Annotated in this window: 15 protein-coding genes; 4 read left to right on the top strand and 11 right to left on the bottom strand. The window is 37.7% G+C overall.

Going from position 1 to position 20,554, the window contains the following annotated elements; translation table 11 throughout:
* Positions 1–11 precede the first annotated feature (11 nt).
* From ilvB to pxpA, 5 genes are all read right to left on the bottom strand, one after another.
* Complete coding sequence (gene ilvB, locus KO521_RS06105; protein WP_215939014.1) at positions 12–1,745, bottom strand: biosynthetic-type acetolactate synthase large subunit; 1,734 nt, start codon at positions 1,743–1,745, stop codon at positions 12–14.
* Between the two features lie 87 nt (positions 1,746–1,832).
* Positions 1,833–3,509, bottom strand: coding sequence for a dihydroxy-acid dehydratase (ilvD, locus tag KO521_RS06100; protein ID WP_215939013.1), 1,677 nt, complete (start codon positions 3,507–3,509; stop codon positions 1,833–1,835).
* A gap of 434 nt (positions 3,510–3,943) precedes the next feature.
* Positions 3,944–4,786 (bottom strand): biotin-dependent carboxyltransferase family protein, encoded by an 843-nt coding sequence (locus KO521_RS06095; protein ID WP_215939012.1) that lies wholly within the window; start codon positions 4,784–4,786, stop codon positions 3,944–3,946.
* Entirely contained in the window at positions 4,779–5,516 is a 738-nt protein-coding gene (gene pxpB / locus KO521_RS06090) for a 5-oxoprolinase subunit PxpB (protein WP_215939011.1), read from the bottom strand. Before pxpB ends, KO521_RS06095 begins: the two co-directional genes overlap by 8 nt.
* Complete coding sequence (gene pxpA / locus KO521_RS06085) at positions 5,509–6,285, bottom strand: 5-oxoprolinase subunit PxpA (RefSeq protein ID WP_252729888.1); 777 nt, start codon at positions 6,283–6,285, stop codon at positions 5,509–5,511. Before pxpA ends, pxpB begins: the two co-directional genes overlap by 8 nt.
* A gap of 251 nt (positions 6,286–6,536) precedes the next feature.
* Between pxpA and KO521_RS06080 the strand changes: the two genes are divergently transcribed.
* Together KO521_RS06080 and KO521_RS06075 are read left to right on the top strand one after the other, a co-directional pair.
* Positions 6,537–6,980, top strand: coding sequence for a hypothetical protein (locus KO521_RS06080; protein ID WP_215939010.1), 444 nt, complete (start codon positions 6,537–6,539; stop codon positions 6,978–6,980).
* 18 nt (positions 6,981–6,998) lie between these two features.
* Entirely contained in the window at positions 6,999–7,562 is a 564-nt protein-coding gene (locus KO521_RS06075; RefSeq protein WP_215939009.1) for a hypothetical protein, read from the top strand.
* Between the two features lie 862 nt (positions 7,563–8,424).
* Here the strand turns inward: KO521_RS06075 and KO521_RS06070 are convergent.
* Positions 8,425–9,960 carry a YifB family Mg chelatase-like AAA ATPase gene (locus tag KO521_RS06070; RefSeq protein ID WP_215939008.1) on the bottom strand — a complete coding sequence of 512 codons (1,536 nt, stop codon included), beginning with the start codon at positions 9,958–9,960 and terminating at the stop codon, positions 8,425–8,427.
* A gap of 74 nt (positions 9,961–10,034) precedes the next feature.
* Positions 10,035–12,428 carry a penicillin acylase family protein gene (locus KO521_RS06065; RefSeq protein WP_215939007.1) on the bottom strand — a complete coding sequence of 798 codons (2,394 nt, stop codon included), beginning with the start codon at positions 12,426–12,428 and terminating at the stop codon, positions 10,035–10,037.
* 275 nt (positions 12,429–12,703) lie between these two features.
* Here KO521_RS06065 and KO521_RS06060 point away from each other — a divergent pair, with 275 nt between their 5' ends.
* Positions 12,704–13,861, top strand: a complete 1,158-nt coding sequence (locus tag KO521_RS06060) for a hypothetical protein (protein WP_215939006.1) — start codon at positions 12,704–12,706, stop codon at positions 13,859–13,861.
* Between the two features lie 82 nt (positions 13,862–13,943).
* Here the strand turns inward: KO521_RS06060 and KO521_RS06055 are convergent, their stop codons facing one another.
* The 4 genes from KO521_RS06055 to KO521_RS06040 all read right to left on the bottom strand — a co-directional run bounded on the left by KO521_RS06055 (position 13,944) and on the right by KO521_RS06040 (position 19,119).
* A complete protein-coding gene (locus KO521_RS06055) occupies positions 13,944–15,911 on the bottom strand; it encodes a protein-disulfide reductase DsbD family protein (protein WP_215939005.1) in 1,968 nt (655 codons plus the stop codon).
* Complete coding sequence (gene tilS / locus KO521_RS06050) at positions 15,911–17,170, bottom strand: tRNA lysidine(34) synthetase TilS (protein ID WP_354668196.1); 1,260 nt, start codon at positions 17,168–17,170, stop codon at positions 15,911–15,913. The genes KO521_RS06055 and tilS overlap by 1 nt, the downstream gene beginning before the upstream one ends.
* Positions 17,171–17,277: 107 nt before the next feature.
* The gene (locus KO521_RS06045) at positions 17,278–18,573 is read right to left on the bottom strand and encodes an anthranilate synthase component I family protein (RefSeq protein WP_215939003.1); all 1,296 of its coding nucleotides are present in this window, start codon (positions 18,571–18,573) and stop codon (positions 17,278–17,280) included.
* A gap of 12 nt (positions 18,574–18,585) precedes the next feature.
* Positions 18,586–19,119: an NADPH-dependent FMN reductase gene (locus KO521_RS06040; protein WP_215939002.1), complete on the bottom strand. Its 534-nt coding sequence runs from the start codon at positions 19,117–19,119 to the stop codon at positions 18,586–18,588.
* A 206-nt stretch (positions 19,120–19,325) separates the two neighbouring features.
* On the opposite strand from KO521_RS06040, the gene KO521_RS06035 reads away from it, so the two are divergent.
* Positions 19,326–20,525, top strand: a complete 1,200-nt coding sequence (locus KO521_RS06035) for a heparan-alpha-glucosaminide N-acetyltransferase domain-containing protein (protein ID WP_289846360.1) — start codon at positions 19,326–19,328, stop codon at positions 20,523–20,525.
* Positions 20,526–20,554 lie beyond the last annotated feature (29 nt).

The following is a 20,554-nucleotide window of genomic DNA, read 5'->3' as shown; positions in this document are numbered from 1 at the left end:
GTTCTAGCAGGTTATTTAAGACGGACTTCAGAAACCGAAGCTCCAGAAGGAATCATTGGAAACACATTATCTTCCTGCTCTACCTTTACTTCAAGGAAATACGGATTTTTAGAAGCAATCATTTCCTTAATTGCGGCCTTCATATCTTCACGAGTACTTACTCTTCTGGCCTCTATACTGTACCCTTCTGCAATCTTGACAAAATCAGGATTGGTCATTACCGTTGAAGCGTACCTTCTGTCAAAGAAAAGTTCTTGCCACTGGCGCACCATGCCCAAGTGTTCATTATTCAACACCACTATTTTTACAGGTACATTATGTTGAAAGATAACCCCCAATTCTTGTATGGTCATTTGATAACCGCCATCACCAATAATAGCAACGACCTCACGCTCCATAGCGCCCATTTTAGCACCAATAGCCGCAGGAAGAGCGAATCCCATAGTCCCAAGACCACCAGACGTTATATTACTCTTGCTCTGCTTAAATTTGGCGTAACGACAACCAATCATCTGGTGCTGCCCTACATCCGTAACAATTACGGCTTTTTGCTCAGATTCAATATTTATCTGCTCAATGACCTCACCCATAGTCAACCCCTCTTTAGTTGGGTGAATATCGTTTTTGATTACTTGTTCAAATTCAACTTTATACTTCTCTTTGAATTCGTTATGCCAAGCCGTATGTTTATTTTCTTTCAGCATTGGCAACAATAATCCAAGCGTTTCTTTGGAATTACCTAAAACAGCAACATCTGCATGAACGTTTTTATTGATTTCCGCTTTATCTATTTCAAAGTGGATAACCTTTGCTTGTTTCGCATAGGTATCCAAACTACCCGTAACACGGTCGTCAAAACGCATACCAATAGCAATCAAAACATCACACTCATTGGTTAATACGTTTGGCCCATAGTTACCATGCATACCAACCATACCCACATTTAAAGGATGTTCATTGTCCAACGCGGAAGCTCCCATAATAGTCCACGCTGCAGGAACGCCAGACTTTTCAACTAAAGCTTTGAGCTCTTCTTCAGCTTTTCCTAATATAACACCTTGACCCCAAACTATAAGTGGTTTCTTAGCATTATTAATAAGTTTAGCAGCAGCTTCTATAGCTTCAACGTTAGGTTTAGGTACCGGATTGTAACTACGTACAGCTGTGCATTTTTCATAACTAAAATCAAACTCATCTATCTGAGCATTTTTAGTGATATCTACCAACACCGGACCCGGTCTGCCAGACTTGGCTATATAAAAAGCCTTGGCCATAATTTCAGGGATTTCAGAAGCTTCGGTTATCTGATAATTCCATTTCGTAACCGGAGTGGAAATTCCGATAATATCCGTTTCTTGAAAAGCATCGGACCCGAGCAAATGACGGGTAACCTGCCCCGTTATACAAACCATTGGCGTAGAATCTATTTGAGCATCCGCCAAACCAGTAACCAGATTTGTAGCCCCAGGACCAGATGTAGCCATAGCAACCCCAACTCTACCCGAAACCCTAGCATACCCTTGAGCTGCATGTGTAGCACCTTGCTCATGACGCGTTAAGATATGCGTTAGTTTATCCTGAAATTTATATAGTTCATCATAAACAGGCATGATCGCACCACCTGGGTAACCATATAGCAAATCTACACCCTCTGCCAGCAAACAATGTATGATGGCTTCTGCACCACTAATCTTCATTTTTGTTTTCTTTGGGTTCACTTCCGTTTTGATCTTAACTGTTTCCATAGGCCTTCATTCCTTATAATAGCTAGTTTGCAGAGACCTCTCTGCTTGTGATTTCTCTTTATACTCCGAAAAATCCTTTCATGTTCATTAAAACTCATCGGTTACACAACCTTGTGCAGCGGATGATACTGATCGTGCATATTTGTACAACACACCTTTCTTAAACTTCAACTCAGGTTCAACCCAAGATTCTTTTCTTTTTGCCAATACCTCGTCCGAAACCTCTACATTAATTGAATTGGTTTCCGCATCAATGGTAATAATATCGCCATCTTCTACCAAAGCAATATTCCCACCTTCTTGTGCTTCCGGTGAAATATGTCCTACAACAAAACCATGTGTACCACCAGAGAAGCGACCATCTGTAATTAATGCAACATCTTTACCTAGTCCCGCTCCCATAATAGCAGCGGTAGGCTTAAGCATTTCCGGCATACCAGGACCTCCTTTTGGTCCTTCATAACGAATGACCACAACATCACCTTTCTTAACCAAGCCCGTACGAATACCATCATTGGCAGCGTACTCTCCGTTAAAAACTTTAGCTGTTCCTTTGAACAACAACCCTTCTTTACCTGTAATTTTAGCTACAGAACCGTTCTCTGCTAAATTCCCATATAACATACGCAAGTGACCCGTAGCCTTAATCGGGTTCTCCAAAGGCATGATTACATCTTGACCTTCTTCTAAATCCGGAACCGATTCTAGATTTTCAGCTAACGTTTTACCGGTAACCGTTAAACAATCACCATGTAATATTCCATTTTTCAATAGATATTTTAAAACCGCTGGGATTCCACCAACACGGTGAACATCTTCCATTAAGTACTTACCACTTGGTTTTAAATCCGCAATAAACGGAGTGGTATCACTTATATGCTGGAAATCCTGCAGTGTAAATTTAATATCCGCGGCTCTTGCAATAGCCAAGAAGTGCAGTACGGCATTTGTTGAACCACCCAATATGGTAACCAAACGTATAGCATTCTCTAGAGATTTACGCGTAACAATATCCAAAGGTTTAATATCCTTTTCTATAAGAAGGCGCATTTGTTTACCAGCCGCTATACTTTCTTCCTTTTTTTCATTACTAATAGCAGGATTAGAAGAATTGTAAGGCATAGACATACCCAAAGCTTCAATTGCAGATGCCATTGTATTAGCTGTATACATACCCCCACAAGCTCCCGCTCCTGGTATTGACTCTTTGATTATTTCTTTGTACTCAGGCTCTTTCATCGTACCAGCTACTTTCTCGCCCCATGCTTCAAAAGCAGAAACAATATCCAACCTTTTACTATTATGACATCCCGAAGCTACGGTGCCACCGTAAACTAAAATTGCTGGACGATTAAGACGTAACATCGCAATAAGCGCACCCGGCATATTTTTATCACACCCAACAACAGTTACAAGACCGTCATATGACATTCCTTGTACGACTGTTTCCATAGAATCTGCAATGATATCTCTGGAAGGAAGAGAGAAACGCATTCCAGGTGTACCCATAGAAATACCATCACTAACGCCAATGGTATTGAAAATAAGACCGACAGTTTCTTTTGAGTTCACACCCTCCTTTACCAACTTGGCCAAATCATTTAAGTGCATGTTACAAGGATTCCCCTCATAACCAGTACTCGCGATGCCAATTAGCGGCTTGTTAAAATCTTCATCTTTAAAACCGATGGCATAAAGCATTGCCTGTGCGGCTGGTTGTGTTGGGTCTTGTGTTACGTTTTTACTGTATTTATTCAGTTCCATTAAGTGCTATATAATTGGTTGTTCCTTTTACAATATGTACTCTCTCTACTCAAAGGTATTCTTTTCTATATTTCAGGGGTTTAGGTGTGGCTTTCGCATCTAAATCCAATAGTTAAAATTATTATACAAAACATTGAATTTCAATAATTTAACTGCTTAATTTTATCATATTCAATTCATTTTTTTTCAACTACACACTGCTATTTTTACGAAGAAGATGATTCTTTTTTTGCTAAAAACATCTAAAACATAAAAAAGGCCTGCATCATATAAATTATGATACAGGCCTTTCTTAACAACGAAAATCTGCATCACTCTCTTTCGAGAATGACCTTAATCAATACCATTGTATACACTTTGATTTTCATTAGAACAATATTAAACAAAATGTAAACGAACACCAATGAATTATTCGCAGAAATACCCTGTTATAATTATGCATTCAATTTGAAACGAACCTCATCACCATATTTTTTCTGGGCAAGTACTGAAATCGCTCTGTCCGAAAGTTGTAGTATCCGAGGATATCCTCCTGTAGTCTGACCGTCTTTCATTAAAATGATTAATTTGCCAGAAGGGGTTAACTGAACCGTACCGGGCAAAGTAGCAGAAGTAATCATAGAAATAGAAAGCCCTACTATTTTTTCTTCTAATTGATAGGCCATTCTATTATTTTCATTGGATATACTAAATTTCTTTCCGAATATCATTTCCAATTGTTTATCTGAAAGATGTCCGTATTCAGGACCCTGGGTTACCATTAAATCTTTTTCATCTAAAAAAGAATCTACTTTTAGCTTACTTATTTTAGGTTCAAAATGTGAACACTCATCATATTCCAATTCATTGCCATCTACAAGATGGTTCTTCTTTGTTACCGAAGAGAAAAGTGAACGGCTACCCAAAAACAAAGGTGTTTTAAAACCTCCTTTGATTGCAAGATAATTTCTAAAACCTTTCTCCAGCTTACCATAGGAAAGAATATCGCCCTCCTTGATTTTTATTACCTCATAATTGTTAATAGGTTCATTGTTCAATGTTGCAGAAAGTAATGCACCGGTCATACATATATAAGTTGCTTCCTCAAAAAATAGTGTAGGACCCGTCATGGTAATCTCCAAAACGGCAGCATGGGCATCATTGTCTAAAAGCCGATTTGCTTTTTTAGCTGAAACACCATCCATAAATCCAGCAACGGGCACACCTTTGTTTAAATAGCCATACCTGCCTATATCCTGAACAGCGGTAAACAGACCTGATTTAAGAACTTTAAGCATCTAACACTATTTTTTCAAGTTTATAAATCCCAACTTCACTTTCAATTTCGTACAAATCAAATTCAGCCTTTGTTATCTTATGGAATTGCACTTGGTCACCAACACTTATAAAACAAGGTTCCTTTGCCTTAGGATCAAACATAGGTACGGAACACTTTCCGATAATATTCCACCCTCCTGGAGAATCTTGAGGATAAATACCAGTTTGCTTTCCTGCCAAACCTACGGAACCTTTCAAGACTTTAGAGCGAGGCTCCGGTCTTCTATTAAATTGTAATTCCTCCGGCACTCCACCCAAATAAGTAAACCCTGGCAAGAAACCTATTCCAAAAACCGTATAGATATGAGAAGTATGAAGTTTTACCAACTCATCAATAGTATTTCCTGATTTCTCAGAAAGCTCTTTTAGATCTATTCCAAAATCCTCATCATAACATACAGGCAAACGCCATAGGTTTTTTTGACGTTTAACCACCTTGATGTCTTCTTTATACCAATCAAGAAGTTTGGTTTTTAATTCTTTAAAATTTATTGGGGCTTCCCTATAAATAAGTGTAACCGAATTATAGGCTGGAACAATCTCCCATTCTTCTCCCTTTAAACAACACTCTTTAATGTATTGGGTGAATTGCAGAATATCTTCCAAAATGGCCACGTCTACCCTGCTAGGCCACTCTAAGAGAATTGCATGAATGCCAAAAGGTCGTATGGATATAGGATAACTATTCACTTTTTATGCAAATATTATGGTTTGGTAATTCCTGAGTAAGATACAATACTATTTCCAATGCAGAAGGTGTATCTCCATGAATACATAGGGTATCCACAAAAATTGATAACCGCTTTCCGTTAATTGTGGTTACTTTCTTATCGTTTACCATTTCTATTATATGCTCCAAAACATCTCCTTTATCAATTATCAATGCCTTTGGATGCTTTCTTGAAACCAGACTATAGTCTTCTTCATAGTTCCGATCCGCAAAACCTTCATACTTTACCCGAAATCCCTCTTTTACAGCTAACCTCTCTATTACCGAGGCATAAGGAACATATAAATAAGTAGAATTCTTATAATTTTTAACTGCTTTTAAAAAGCAAAGGGCCAATTGGTGATCTTTGGCTAAGTCATTGTAAAGCGCACCATGTGGTTTAATATGATGTAATTGAACATCTGCTTCGTTCAGCACCTCAACTAGGCTTCTTATCTGGACATTTACACTTTCAGTAAAAACTTTTTCATCCATATCCATAGAAACTCTTCCAAAATTAGCAACATCAGGATAAGAAGGGTGAGCACCTGCCAGTACTTTGTTTTCCTTTGCTAATTGAACAACGTTGGCCATAGAGGCCTTATCTCCAGTATGCCCTCCACAGGCTATATTGCAAGAAGAAATAAAAGGTAAGAGTTCTTTTTCGTTACCAACACCTTCTCCAACATCACAGTTTAAATCAATATAAATTGGCGTCATTTTAAAATTTAGAATATCTAAAATACTCATAAACTTTTAAACTTCTTGTGAGAAAAGACCTTATCTTAACTAAGACTAGGCTAAACGAACCATCTCTCGCAAGCCCTTGTTTCACCACAGTTTTAACATTTTTTAATGCCGTTTATCTAAAAAATTGCAGTTCATCTAAAACTAGGGTGCTGTATATCGAATGGATATAATATCCGCAGAAATTACAGGTTATTATTATCCCAAATCGAACTTCCCCCTCATTTTATCCGGGGCCAAATTGACCTACTGAAATGAATTGTTTAGAATGTAATAAAGCGCTTGGCTACATTGATCACAAACACTCTATGGATACCCTAGGTGTTGAATTATGTAGTGAACATAGACCAAGAATGGCCAAATTGACACAAATCAATCAAACACCACCCGAAGCCATACAATTATACTATGGTCTTAAAGAAGCCGGCGTATCGTCCATGTTAGAGTGGTGGGATGGCACCAAGTCAATAGATATAGCTATATCAAGAGTAAAACTCAATATTGAAATAGATACGGAGTATCATATGATGACTCACGAACAAGCCATAAATGACCTAGAAGAAGCGATGCATTCGTTTAAAAATGGCTTTACCACGATACGAATACCTCATGTTCTTATAAAATATTATCTTAAAGAAACCGTTACAAATATTCTAGGGATAATGGAAGGCTTGCGTGTACATATCAAAGCGATATAAACTTAAAACCTTATTGCCATGTCAAATACTACAAAGATTTTAAAGACTCCGTTGAGAATTTCAATCGCAATTTTGTTATTGGGCATGCTATCGCGCATTTTTCATTGGCCATACGCTTCAGAAACTATTTTTGTAGCATTTACCGCTATTCTTTTGCTTTACAGCATTCGTTTCTGGAAAAAAGAAACAAAAGTCTTTATAGATGGGGTTAAACTGGTAATGGTAGTCAGCTGGGCACTCAATGGAATTTTCAGGGTGTTGGATTTACCCTTTACCCTACTCTTTCAAATTCTTATTGCTATCTCCTTTATTACTTGGTTTATCATGGAGGGCACTGCATACTTCTTAGACGAAGACCGTAGACAAAAAAACAACATGGCCCGCGTTCTATGGAACCTAGCTATGGTTGTAGGTGCTCTAGCTATAATAGCTGGCAGTCTTTTGAATATGCTGAACGAATCCTATGCAATTCCGCTTCTTGCAGTGGGAATTACAATAATAGTGGCCTACATTCTTAAAGATGTATTCGCTGTTGACAAAAAAGGGGAAGAAGATCACGGAAACGGGGAGTTTCAGTTGTAGCAACTAATAACACCTACTTCTACAGAAAAATTTAATTTCTACTAGTCCATCTCTTTGATTTAGTTCATTTAGCCTACCTTATAACCAACCTGTAGTACGACAATTACGCATATCTGAACAAACTCATTTACAAGATACCCCGTACTATTATATTTTCTTTACGTTAATTCTAACAAATTCATTCTAATTAATTCAAACCAACTACATCCAATGCTAAATGTGGCATGATGAATTGTTTCAATAATGGGATGAGGTGATTTTCTGGATTTTCCGTTCATGGAATTCTCTCTGCAAGTTAACGGGATTCCGGTTTTCAATCGAATTTAATGCCCTTTGCCCGATATATACCAGTGCTAACACCACAGTCTGGCGTTTTATATGTAAACCATTTACTATGAAAGAAAAAACTACTCTTAACGATTACCTTGTTTATATCTTTTGCGCCTTTTGTTTCCTCTGGTCGCTATACGTCATATTCTACACGGTACATTAATACAAATATAGCTCCAACATCAATTAAAACGGGTCTTGGAGCATTTTTTATAAATTCCCTTACCGAGTATCAAAAGTTCTTCTTGAACAATTACCTTTTTTATTGAAATAAAAACCCCAAAAATTGTGAGGTTTTTCTCTGTTTCTTATGAGTACATACTTTTAACTTTGTTGAAGTAACAACACTGATATTCTATGAAAACAAGAGATAAACTAACCTACGCCTATGTTGCGTTCAATGTTATTTTTATAATCGTAATGGCGATTTTTCTTTACAACAATTCTCCATTTTAGAAATCTATTAAAAGTTCAAACTTAGATTACCTAGAGCTCCTATCCTAACTTATAAGATTGGAGCTTTTTTTGGTTCCTACCCCAGCCAACCCTCTCTATCCAAGCTCCGGTATTGTATTGCCTCTGCAATATGTGTCCCGTTTACCGCCTCCACTCCTTCTAAATCTGCAATCGTACGCCCAACCTTTAAAATACGGTCATAGGCACGCGCGGACAGATTTAAACGCTCCATGGCATTCTTAAGCAATTCTTTAGAAGGTTCGTCCAATCTACAGAATTCTCTAATCTGCTTAGTATTCATTTGAGCATTGTAATGTACATTGGGGTATTCAGCAAATCGTACAGTCTGAAGCTCTCTTGCTGCCGTCACCCGTTTTCTGATTTCTACACTACTTTCTCCTTTTCTATCTTCGGATAGTTTTTCAAAAGGAACCGGCGTCACTTCAATATGAATGTCAATACGATCTAATAACGGTCCAGATATTTTACTTAAATACCTTTGCATTTCTGCTGGCGATGAGGTTACCGGTGCATCTGGGTCATTAAAATAGCCTCCTGGGCTTGGGTTCATACTTGCCACCAACATAAAACTACTGGGATAGGTAACCGTAAAACGTGCACGTGCTATAGTCACCTCTCGGTCTTCCATAGGTTGGCGCATTACTTCAAGTACCCTACGTTCAAATTCAGGTAGCTCATCTAGAAAAAGTACGCCATTATGGGACAAAGAAATCTCACCTGGTTGCGGGTAGCTTCCTCCCCCAACAAGTGCAGCAGAACTTATAGTGTGATGGGGATTTCTAAACGGACGTTGACTCATAAGCCCCATGTTCTTTATCTTTCCAACCACACTATGAATCTTGGTAGTTTCTAAAGCCTCGTGCAGAGTCATTGGTGGCAAAATTGATGGCAACCGTTTGGCTAGCATAGTTTTTCCTGCGCCCGGAGGACCAACCAAAATTATATTATGGCCACCTGCCGCAGCAATTTCCATAGAACGTTTAATGCTCTCTTGCCCCTTGACATCGGCAAAATCGAATTCAGGGAAATCTAACGTCTTATAAAATTCTTCACGTGTATTTATTATGGTCTGCTCTAACGGAGTGCCATTATCAAAAAACTCGATTACCTCACTAATATTCTCTACTCCATATACTTTTAAATCGGAAACAATAGCTGCTTCTTTTGCATTTTCCTTTGGTAATATAAACCCCTCAAAACCTTCCTCCTTTGCCTTAATGGCAATTGGCAAAGCTCCTTTTATGGGATGAAGACCGCCATCTAAGGAAAGTTCACCCATAATTATATACTTTTCTACATTCTCTAGTTTAATTTGCCCTGAGGCTGTTAGAATGCCAATAGCCAAAGTCAAGTCATACGCGGAGCCCTCTTTACGTAAATCGGCCGGTGCAAGGTTTAAAGTAATCTTTTTACCCGGAATCTTATACCCATTATTCAAAAGCGCTGCCGCAATCCGATAGTTACTTTCCTTGATAGCATTATCGGGTAAGCCTACCAGGTGGTAGCCAACTCCTTTATCAACATTTACTTCGCAGGTAATTGTAGTCGCATCGACTCCAAAAACGGCACTTCCAAAAACTTTGGTGAGCATATTGGTTTGTTATTTAGTATTCTATGGCTAGATTATCTTTTGTCCTTTTTATTAAAACAGGGGCTTAGGCTTTTTTATTTTTCAGGCTTTAAAGTAAGCCTTGATTTTGCAGTAGACTTTATCTCATCTTTGTTTAGCATCATCTTTCTAAATTGTCCATTGACATACATTTTAGCTTGGTCCTTGTAATGTGTACTAAACGGGTTTCCAGATTGTCCCGTAGGTAAAATACTCATTCCGTTTTCTATATCGGAAAAGTCTATCACCCGCCTTGTTGATGGACCCGAACTTACTTTGTTCTCTCCGTCTTCAGTATACGGAAAATACATATTATTAATAACATCGCGAGTACCTCTTACGGAAAACGGACCCACATTGAAAAACGATCTAAGAGCATCTATCTGCCCAATAGGGTGGCCATGCTCAATAGTATGAACACGAGCCCATACCCAAGAAGACCTATCTTCTCCTAATTTTCCTTCTAAATCCTTTAACGCTTCCCTAAAGGATGTATTTATAATATCTGTCTTGGTTTCAGTTATATTTTGTGTACTTGTGTCGTCCCACCAAATAGAGCTTTCATTTGCTATAATTGGCGCAATCGTGCGCTTAATCAAATGCGTATTGAGCAATTCCTCAAAAAGCGTTTCACCCAACTCATCTTTAAAGGTATTTTTTAAAATGACATACAACCATCTATGATAAACTGTAGCTTCTACACTCTCTTTTGGATAATCGCCCTTCCATAGTTTTAAGGCATCTAAAATTTTTAAATGCTCATCATTAAGACTATCTACCTCTACTCTTTTTAATAGTTCTGAAACTATCTCAACGTTTACAGGGGAAATGTCATCCGTAATCATATTGGCAACAGCCTCCTTATCCCAATCATTTTTTCCCTTCAACAGTTCATCTATTCTTCTTGCCCTATTTTCTGGCAAATAATACCCGGGGTATAGCATTCCTGCAATAGAATCCGGCTGATTATTGGCCGAATACACGTAGTGCCATGGCGGATTTACAGCATGCGGATTTTCATTAAAACCCAAATATTCTTTTTCCACAGGAAGTCCTTTGCCCGCCTCGTTCACAAATTTTGTGTTTATACTATCCGGGATTTTATAAAGTTTAGCTGCCGCCCACCAGGCCACATTATCTTCCGCATCTCCATATACAATACCTAAACCTGGTGCATGCAGTTCCTCCAAGGCTTTACCAAACTCACTCAGCCCATTTGCATAAGACATATTGTACAAGGCGTTAAGCAATTTATTTTCAACTTTGGTAAATATCCACCACATAGCTATTGGGCGGTCTCCAGAAACCTGATCTGCAATACCATTTAAGATGGGACCATGGTTTGTTTTCTTATAAGAAAATCGGACATCATCAGAATCCTTTACCTTTATTGTTTTTGCAATCACCTCATAATCCTTCCAATCATTGCCATTTTTATATTTTCTTGGGTCCTCAGGATGTGTTTTCTCATAATAAAAATCAACATCATCATTCTCGAACATGGTCATACCATAGGCCAGTTTTCTATTGTGACCCAAGATAGGGTATGGCACCCCAGCCAAATGATACCCATATTTTTCATAATTAGGCGTACGAACATGAGCTTCGAACCACACGGATGGTTGAGAAAACCCTATATGAGGATCATTCGCGAAAATTACCTTACCATTTTTAGTCTTTGAAGGTGCTATTGCCCACCCATTACTACCTTCAAAAAGTGGGATTGACAACTGCTCAAGCGAGGACATTACTTCTGAAATGGATTCACGTATTGAATCCGACCTTGTAATAGGATAGTTTTTTATCCTCAGAGTGGTAGTATCGCTATTGATTTCTAAATCTTTTAAATATTCAAAACCTAGCTTATCCTTTATTTTACTTAATAACGGATCAGTCTTATGTGCCATAGCAAAACTGAAAGCCATATACCCTAAGGTATTATATACATCCTTAATGACAAAAGGTTTTTTTTCTAAGCCGGTAAGATAAAATTCTACAGGTGTGGGGCCATCTGCAATAAACTGATTAACCCCTTCCAAATATGCCTGAGACATCTGTACAGCAGCATCAGATGCATTCAACTTTGCTATGGTTTCAGCGGAATAGTCATCTATTCCCAATGCCAGAAAGAACTTATCCGTGCTCAATAGATCCTTCCCAAACACTTCTGCCAATCCACCACTGCCAATACGGCGTAAGAGCTCCATTTGCCAAAGCCTATCCTGAGCATGCACATAACCCAATGCCTTAAATGCATCTTTGTCATTATCCGCATAAATATGTGGAATCCCGTAAGTGTCATAATAAACCTGCACCTCTTGAGAAAGACCCTCAAGTTTTTTTCCACCATCGTAATCTGGTTTTAAGTGATATGTAAAACCACCGATGATTACGGCTAGAACACCAATAAGAGTGAGTAAACCCAACCCCAATCGTTTAAATATTCTCATTCAATTTCAAGTTTTCATGTAATATAGGAATTTTTTATATGGCGAATAAAATTCATGGGCGAACTACTATTAAGTCCTTCCAGACGGAATCATTAAACTTATAGACAATACTGAAAATAATAACATTTCTATATGTATAACTTTCAACTATATAAATCTCATAGCGAACTAATTACAATTTTTCTTCTTAATTCTTACTCAATCTGTTTGTTATTTAACACTTCTTGTTAAAAAAAGTTAATACTTTCAGGGCAAATCATAAAAAAACACTAAAAATGAAAAAAAATCAAAGAAAACTTTTGTCCCTAGCGGTAGCTACTGGACTAATGCTAGGTTCCTGTTCAGATGATTCCATTCAAATAGAAGAAACTGCTGCGCCATCGGCTGTGAATGCAACGGCTTCAATTCAAACACCTACTAATGGTCATTTTAATCTAGACTTCTCTGGTGCTGTAAGAGAATTTGAGCTCGATTTAAATTTATCTAGCGCAGTTGAGCCTAGTGAGTGTGAAGATACTCCCTTTAATGAGGTAGCGGATTATTATAACAATCTGGTAATAGATGGCTTTATCTCTGCATGGGACGGTAATCCTGATGCAATTAGTATAATTCTAGAAGATTATTTTGCCATAAACCAAATTGCAGCGGCATACGAAAACAAGAACACCGATTACTTTGGAGCAGATGGAGAGTACACGAACTACGTGAAACAACGTACTAAGAGTCTTGAAAAGTTTTGGGATATGAGTAATTCAATAACCGTAAACGGTCAACATACAGCTACACTAGAGGATTTAGACTTTATCCGGTACGTTTATGAAAATTACTCCGATGCGCCTGCAGAAGAAATTGATTATATCTTGGGCATTGCGGAGACTTTTAATATTGGTAGCGACCAAATACCTGAAAACCCATTTTTTGCATCAGATGGTTTTGCCACTTTTGACAGGACAATTGTAATTGGTGACGGTATCATAACATTACTTGAAGATACTGGTCTAGACCCAAAAGTGGTTTGGTCAAGTATTTTAGCCCATGAATGGGGGCACCAAATACAATTCTTAAACTTTGAAAACTGGGAATACCCATTACCTGCGTTTAGTAACACTCCTGAATCTACTAGAATGACCGAACTAGAAGCTGACTTCATTACAGGTTACTATCTAACCCACAAAAGAGGAGCCACTTATAACTGGAAACGCGTTGAAGACTTTTTATCTGCTTTTTTTAATATAGGTGATTGTGGTTTTGAAAATCCTGGCCATCACGGTACGCCTGCACAACGTTTAGCTGCAGCTAAAGCTGGTTATGACTTAGCCAATGGCGCAAAGAAAAAAGGCAAAATTCTTAGTCAAGAAGCAGTACACCTGGCTTTTCTTACAGAGTTAAACTCAATTACAAATACGGCAGCACCAAGAAGTGTCGCTAGATAATTATTTTATAGATATTTAATGCAAAAGGTCGCCTTTATATGGCGGCCTTTTTATTTTCTATTTAGTATGTGAAAGATAAATTCTATTTTTCCTCGAAATTATTCAGCCCTTCTAAAAGCCATTCCAGATACACATCACCATCCGTGTACTGAACGGCATTATTCAAGATTTCCAAATCTGGCGACATTAGAACATAATACGGCTGAGAGGCCGCATTAAAATTAACCGTCTGAAAAGTACCCCACTTCTGCCCTATGGTTTCAATATGTTTTACACGGCCTGTATCATATTTAAAATCGAATTGCTCAGACTCTGGCAACTCCTTTCGATCATCTACGTATAGTGAGATAAGAACATAATCTTCTTTTAAAATCTCATACACATCAGGCTCACTCCAAACGTTTTCCTCCATTTTTCTACAGTTGACACATGCCCAACCCGTAAAATCCAATAGAATTGGCTTATTTACCTCCTTTGCATACGCTACGCCTTCTTCAAAATCTTTAAAACAGTTGATACCCAGAGGACAATCGCTTTCGGTTTCAAAAACACTATAGAATGCCGGTGGCGGAAAACCACTCAACAATTTTAGGCTGGAAACTCCTAAAAGGCCCAATATAATATAGATTGAAAAGCCAGCACTAAGGAAACCTATTGCTTTTCGCCCTAAAGAAAGTTTCTTTTTAGGACCATCATGAGGAAATTTGAAAACCCCAAAAAGATATAGTGTCAATAAAACAAACAACACTATCCATATACCCAAAAATATTTCTCGTTTTAGAATACCCCAATTACCAACCAAATCCGCATTAGAAAGGAACTTAAGTGCCAATGCCAATTCCAAAAACCCTAACACCACTTTTACGGTTGTCATCCACCCACCGGACTTTGGCAAAGAATTCAACCAAGCAGGAAACAAGGCAAAAAGAGCAAACGGTAACGCTAATGCAACACCAAAACCGGTCATGCCCGCAGAAAGATTTACCGCTACATCACCCTCTTCCAAGACGGTACTTCCTAAAAGCCCTCCTAAAATAGGACCCGTACAGGAGAAAGAAACGATTGCTAAGGTAACCGCCATAAAGAAAATACCCATGACCCCTCCTATTTTAGAAGAAGCAGCATCCATCTTATTGGCCCAAGAACTAGGCAATGTCAATTCATAATAACCAAAGAAGGAAAACGAAAAGAAAACGAAAATCAAGAAAAATGCTATGTTCAGCCAAATATTAGTAGCTATCGTATTCAATATTTGAGAATCTACCGAATCGAAAATATGGAAAGGCAAACTGAGTAAAAAGTATATCAAAACAATAAAAAGACCGTATAACAGGGCATTTATAATACCTTTTGATTTCTGCTGTGAATGTTTGGTAAAGAAAGACACCGTAAGCGGAATCATTGGAAAAACACAAGGCGTTAACAATGCTATTAATCCACCTAAAAACCCTAAGCCAAAAATCATCCAAAGACTAGATCCTGTCTCAACCCCATCATGGGAATTTCCTAAAAGCTCTCTTTTCTTTAGGTCTAGCTTTAATGCCGCTCCTAGAGTTTTACTGTGTTCATCTATAATTTTTTCTTCTTTTACCGCAGCACCGCCATCAAGAACAAAACTAAAATCTTGGTCTACCGGAATACAAACCTCCTTACACACCTGGTAGAAAAGATTAATGTCAATCTGGTTTACACTAGAATCTAGCAACCGTATTTTCTGGGTAAAAATGGCAGTTTCTTTGAAAAAAGTTTCATCTACTTCAAAAACATCACTGTATTCCACCACTGTCTCACTCTCTACAGTTTTACCCAAAAGCTCATACCCTTCACCAACTTTTTTATAATCAAACTCACTTGGCAAAGAACCACCTTCTGAGGTGAATTGTGAAAAGATATGCCAACCTTCAGCAATATCTCCTTTAAGTACCAACTCATAATCCGTATCGTTGATTTTCTTTACTTCTTGCGACCATTTCACCGGATTATCATCATCCTGAGAAAAAACACTTAAAACACTAAAAAACAACGCGGTAAATACTATTATATGCTTCATCAATTTAATGTGAATTTTAAAATATCACTTGTATTTTCTGTTACTTTAAAACGTTCATCTGCCCGTCTACCTATTATCCATACCACCTCTTCACCACTACAAAGCAACCATTGTTGCTCTTTGGAAACCACATCTATTTTCTCATCTTTAAAAAACTTAGAAAGCTTTTTTCTTCCTTTCATTCCCAAAGGGTAAAAGTAGTCGCCATTTTTCCATTTCCTTATCGTTAACGGGTACTTTAACGCTTTTTTATCAATGTAGAGTGTGTTCTTGTTTTTTACCGAAAGGTCGTTTACTGTTTCAATCTTAAGTTGAACAGGTTCTAAAATCTCCATTTGCCCATCCAGCACTTGATATTGAGCATCTGCCTCCTCCTTAACCTCCGTTAACAAGAGAAACTCTCTATCCTTAACCAAACGATGGGTTTTAGAATAAATTTTCTTACCGCTCATAGCCGATAGAAGATTTTCTACATCATTCCACTCAGTAAAGCCGTAGCTCTTAAATAAAGCATGGATGTAAGCTGAAACAGGTTCTAATTTCAACAGTTCTGCTATTGAGATGCGAATAACACCAGTGTCTCCCTTAAATAACCGCGATTTCAATTCTTTAACCTGAGAATCAATTAAAGCCGCACTTTCAGAAAGGTAATCTTGGGTTTTTGTAAAGTTCTTTAAAAAAGAGGGATTCAAATCTTTCAGTAAAGGAACGATTTCATGTCTGATTTTATTCCTCAGATATTTAGTATCCGCATTACTAGCATCTTCTCGCCACCGTAATTTCTGGGACTGCGCATACTCCAAAATTTGACTTCTTGAAAAGCGAAGAAGTGGCCTTGACAATGTATCCGTTTTTTCAGGAATTCCAGTCAAACCATCTATACCCGTTCCCCTAGAAAGATTGATCAAAAAAGTCTCCACACTATCATCTATATGATGTGCCGTAACCAAGGTTCCAATATCATTTTCTTGCATTATTTTTGCAAACCAATCATATCTTAACTCTCTTGCCCCCACTTGAATTGATACTTTATTTTTTTTAACATAACCAATTGTATCAAAATTAGTTATGTAAAATTTTTTATCGTTCAACAAAGATAATTCCCGCACAAACGCCTCATCACCATTACTAGCTTCGCCTCTTAAATTAAAATTACAATGTGCTATAGCAAAATCCAATTTAGACTTACTGCAAAGATCAACCAATACAACACTATCCAAACCCCCACTACAAGCTAGCAGAAATTTACTTTTCAGCACGTTTTGAAAATTGGTTACGATATGTTCATGGAACTCCTCTAACACATCACAAAGGTAATCAAGAATTACAATTTAGAAGTAGCAAACAAGCTTACGTTTTCCAAGGCCTAACCTTCCAGAACTTCGCGCATAGCCTTCGCCTTCAACAAGCACTCTTCATATTCTTTCTCAGGAATCGCTTTTGCTGTAATTGCACCTCCCACGGAATACGATACGTATTTTTTGGTAGCATTATAAAGAATACTGCGTATCACTACATTAAAATCAAAATCGCCTCTTGGGGTAAAATACCCTACTGCTCCACTGTACAAACCCCTTTTAAAAGCCTCCAGTTCCTCTATTATTTTCATGGCGGATACCTTAGGAGCGCCGGTCATACTTCCCATAGGAAAAGTTTGTTTAATGATATCCACAGGGTTTACATTCTCTGCCACATTGGCCACCACGGTAGAAATCATTTGATGCACCTGTTCAAAGGTATAGACCTCGCATAGCTCCTCTACCTCCACACTACCCTTTAAAGCGCTTTTGGACAGGTCATTACGAACCAGGTCTACAATCATTATATTTTCCGCTCGCTCCTTGGGGTCGCCTTTTAGAGCTGTTATCAGTCGTTTATCCTCCTCAACCTCAGATGCTCTCTTTGCCGTTCCCTTTATAGGTTGAGAAATTATCTTTTCACCTTCTTTTCGCAAATAGCGCTCTGGAGAGGCCGAAAGCAAAAAGTTATCGTACACCCTAAGAAATGACGCAAACGGGGCCTCCGATATCTTATTTAGCTTCTGATAGGTCTTAAATGGACTGATTTGAGTGTCTTCCGCGTAAAACTCTTGACAAAAATTAGCTTCATAAATATCACCACGATGAATATGGTTCAGCATTTTCCTTACCTGCCGAAAGTACTCGTCCTTAAAAATGCGGAGTTTGATTCTGATGTTTTCCGTAATCACTGTAGGCTCCTCAACCCTTAAACCTTTTGAAATCAATTCAAAATCAGATTGAACTTCATCATCCACCATAAGCAAATACTCAAAAAGAACGGTGTTTCCTGTAATTTTAATTATCTTTTTAGGCTGAAAGAAAAACAACTCTGCAAACCCTAGCCCATCATCATTCTTGGAAGATAGACGTTCCACATCATTTTTCAGATCATATGAAAGATACCCGAAAATATAATCTTTGGCTTGCCCCTGAAACTCCTTTAACTTTTTAAAGGCTTCATCACTATCCGTCTTAATTGTTGTTAGTGCATCAACGGCCAGTAAAGCATCAAAGGAACTGTACTTACCATGATGCTCGTTGCTATCCAACCAAACAATCTCTTCAAATTGTTGAGCCCAAAGCAAAAGCCGTTCTTTAAATCTTGCAATATCAGAAACAGTGAACGAAGCAGAAATGCGCAAATGAATGTTGCTTTAAAGTTTACTTAAAAATTGGTCTACTGCGGCACGATGTTCCTCGGCAAGCTCTGCGTTAACGATACCCGCTTTTTCTTTAAAATTCTCTTGAAAGGAAGGAAGAGTAAATGTTGCAGCTACATCTGCCCCAAATCTTGGCAAAACAGCTTTAGTAGCCTCCAAGGCCGAAACACCTCCTCGTTGACCTCCAGAAGTAGACATCAAAAGTACTGGCTTACCATCTAAAAATTTACGCTCCACACGAGAAAGCCAATCCGTTAAATTTTTAAAATATGCTGATGGAGCACTGTTATGTTCATTTACCGAAACAATAATACCATCTGCCTTAATCATGTCGTTCTTAAGCTCAACAAGTGAGTTTGAGTACCCATTATCTCTTTCGTAGTCCTCACTAAACATTGGAAAAGGGAAATTAGCCATATTCAACAAATGAACTTTATGACCTTCTATTATTGAAGCCGTATGTTTTACCAATTGATAATTTATTGATTTAGAAGAATTACTACCGGCAAATGCTAATATCGAAGCCATAATTGATTGTTTAATGTGTTTTAGCGAAAATATAGCAAATACAGTTGAATTGCGAGTATTTTATCTAATTTTGCATCGCAAACATCCAAACTAACTGTATTACAAGTATATAAGACAGCTAAACCTGTTGTTTGCATTTGACAGCCATTATGAGTACACGCACTAAAATGCAAAGTTTTGAGTTTTAATGATGCTTTTGTCAACTATTGAAATTATCAGTATTGGAAAATAAAACAACAAGACTATACTTTATTGATGCCATGCGAGCATGGGCTATCTTAATGATGCTACAAGGGCATTTTATAGATGGGCTACTTGATACTGCCTTTAGAGATGGCACAAGCACCTCTTTTTCTATTTGGAAATACTTTAGAGGTATTACAGCACCAGTATTCTTTACGGTTTCCGGCTTTATATTTACGTACCTTTTGATTAAAGGTGACAAAACCGGAATTCAAAATCCCAGGGTTAAAAAAGGAGTACGAAGAGGCCTTGAGCTACTTTTTATTGGATACCTACTCCGAATGAATCTTTTTGGCCTTCTTCAAGGTAAATTTTACGACTCTTTCTACCTTGTAGATGTTCTGCATTGTATTGGTCTTTCTTTATTAGGCATCATTGGCATATATCTTCTAGCTCAAAAGCAAAAAAAATATTCCTTTCCTTTGGCCCTGTTAAGCATAACCGCTCTGTTGTTTATTTTTGAGCCTACCTATAAGACTTGGGGGTTTTCATTTCTTCCGAATGCTTTTGCCAACTACCTAACGAAGGCGAACGGCTCCGTATTTACAATTATACCTTGGTTTGGCTATGCCGCATTTGGAGGCTTTCTTTCTGTTGTTTTTACGAAATTTAAAAATTCCAAGTACTTATATTCAGTAGCTATTCCGCTTTTTGCAATAACTGGGGCATTACTTATTCTTTTTTCATCGGATTTGTTTTTGATAATTTCAAAATGGACTGATTTACAGTTATTTGCTAATATTTACTTTAATAATTACTTATTCATAAGATTAGGAGATGTATTAATTGTTTTCAGTGTGTTTATGCTATTCAGAAGCTTACTGAAAAACAGGACGGTTCTGAAAATTGGACAAAGTACATTATCTATCTACATCATTCATTTTATTATTCTTTACGGCACGTTTACAGGGCTAGGGTTGTATCGGTTTCTTAATCACTCCCTTACGCCTACTATATCAATTTTAGGAGCCTTCACGTTTATGGTTGTTTGCACTTACACTGCACTTAAATATGAAGACAATAAAGAAGCTGTAAAGTTAAGGCTGGCAATCGTTCTTAGGTTTGCACAGGCTAAAATTGAAATTCTAGCCATACAGGTTTTCCAAATATCAAAAAATCAATTTTTTAGATTTCTAAGAAGAGTTGGCTTAGCAAAAAATTGAACCATATAGATGATATAAATCCAGGCCAT

Source organism: Zobellia uliginosa, assembly GCF_018860745.1.
GTDB lineage: Bacteria > Bacteroidota > Bacteroidia > Flavobacteriales > Flavobacteriaceae > Zobellia > Zobellia uliginosa_B.
The sequence above is the reverse complement of the archived record's forward strand: the minus strand, read 5'-3'. Positions and strand labels throughout refer to the sequence as shown.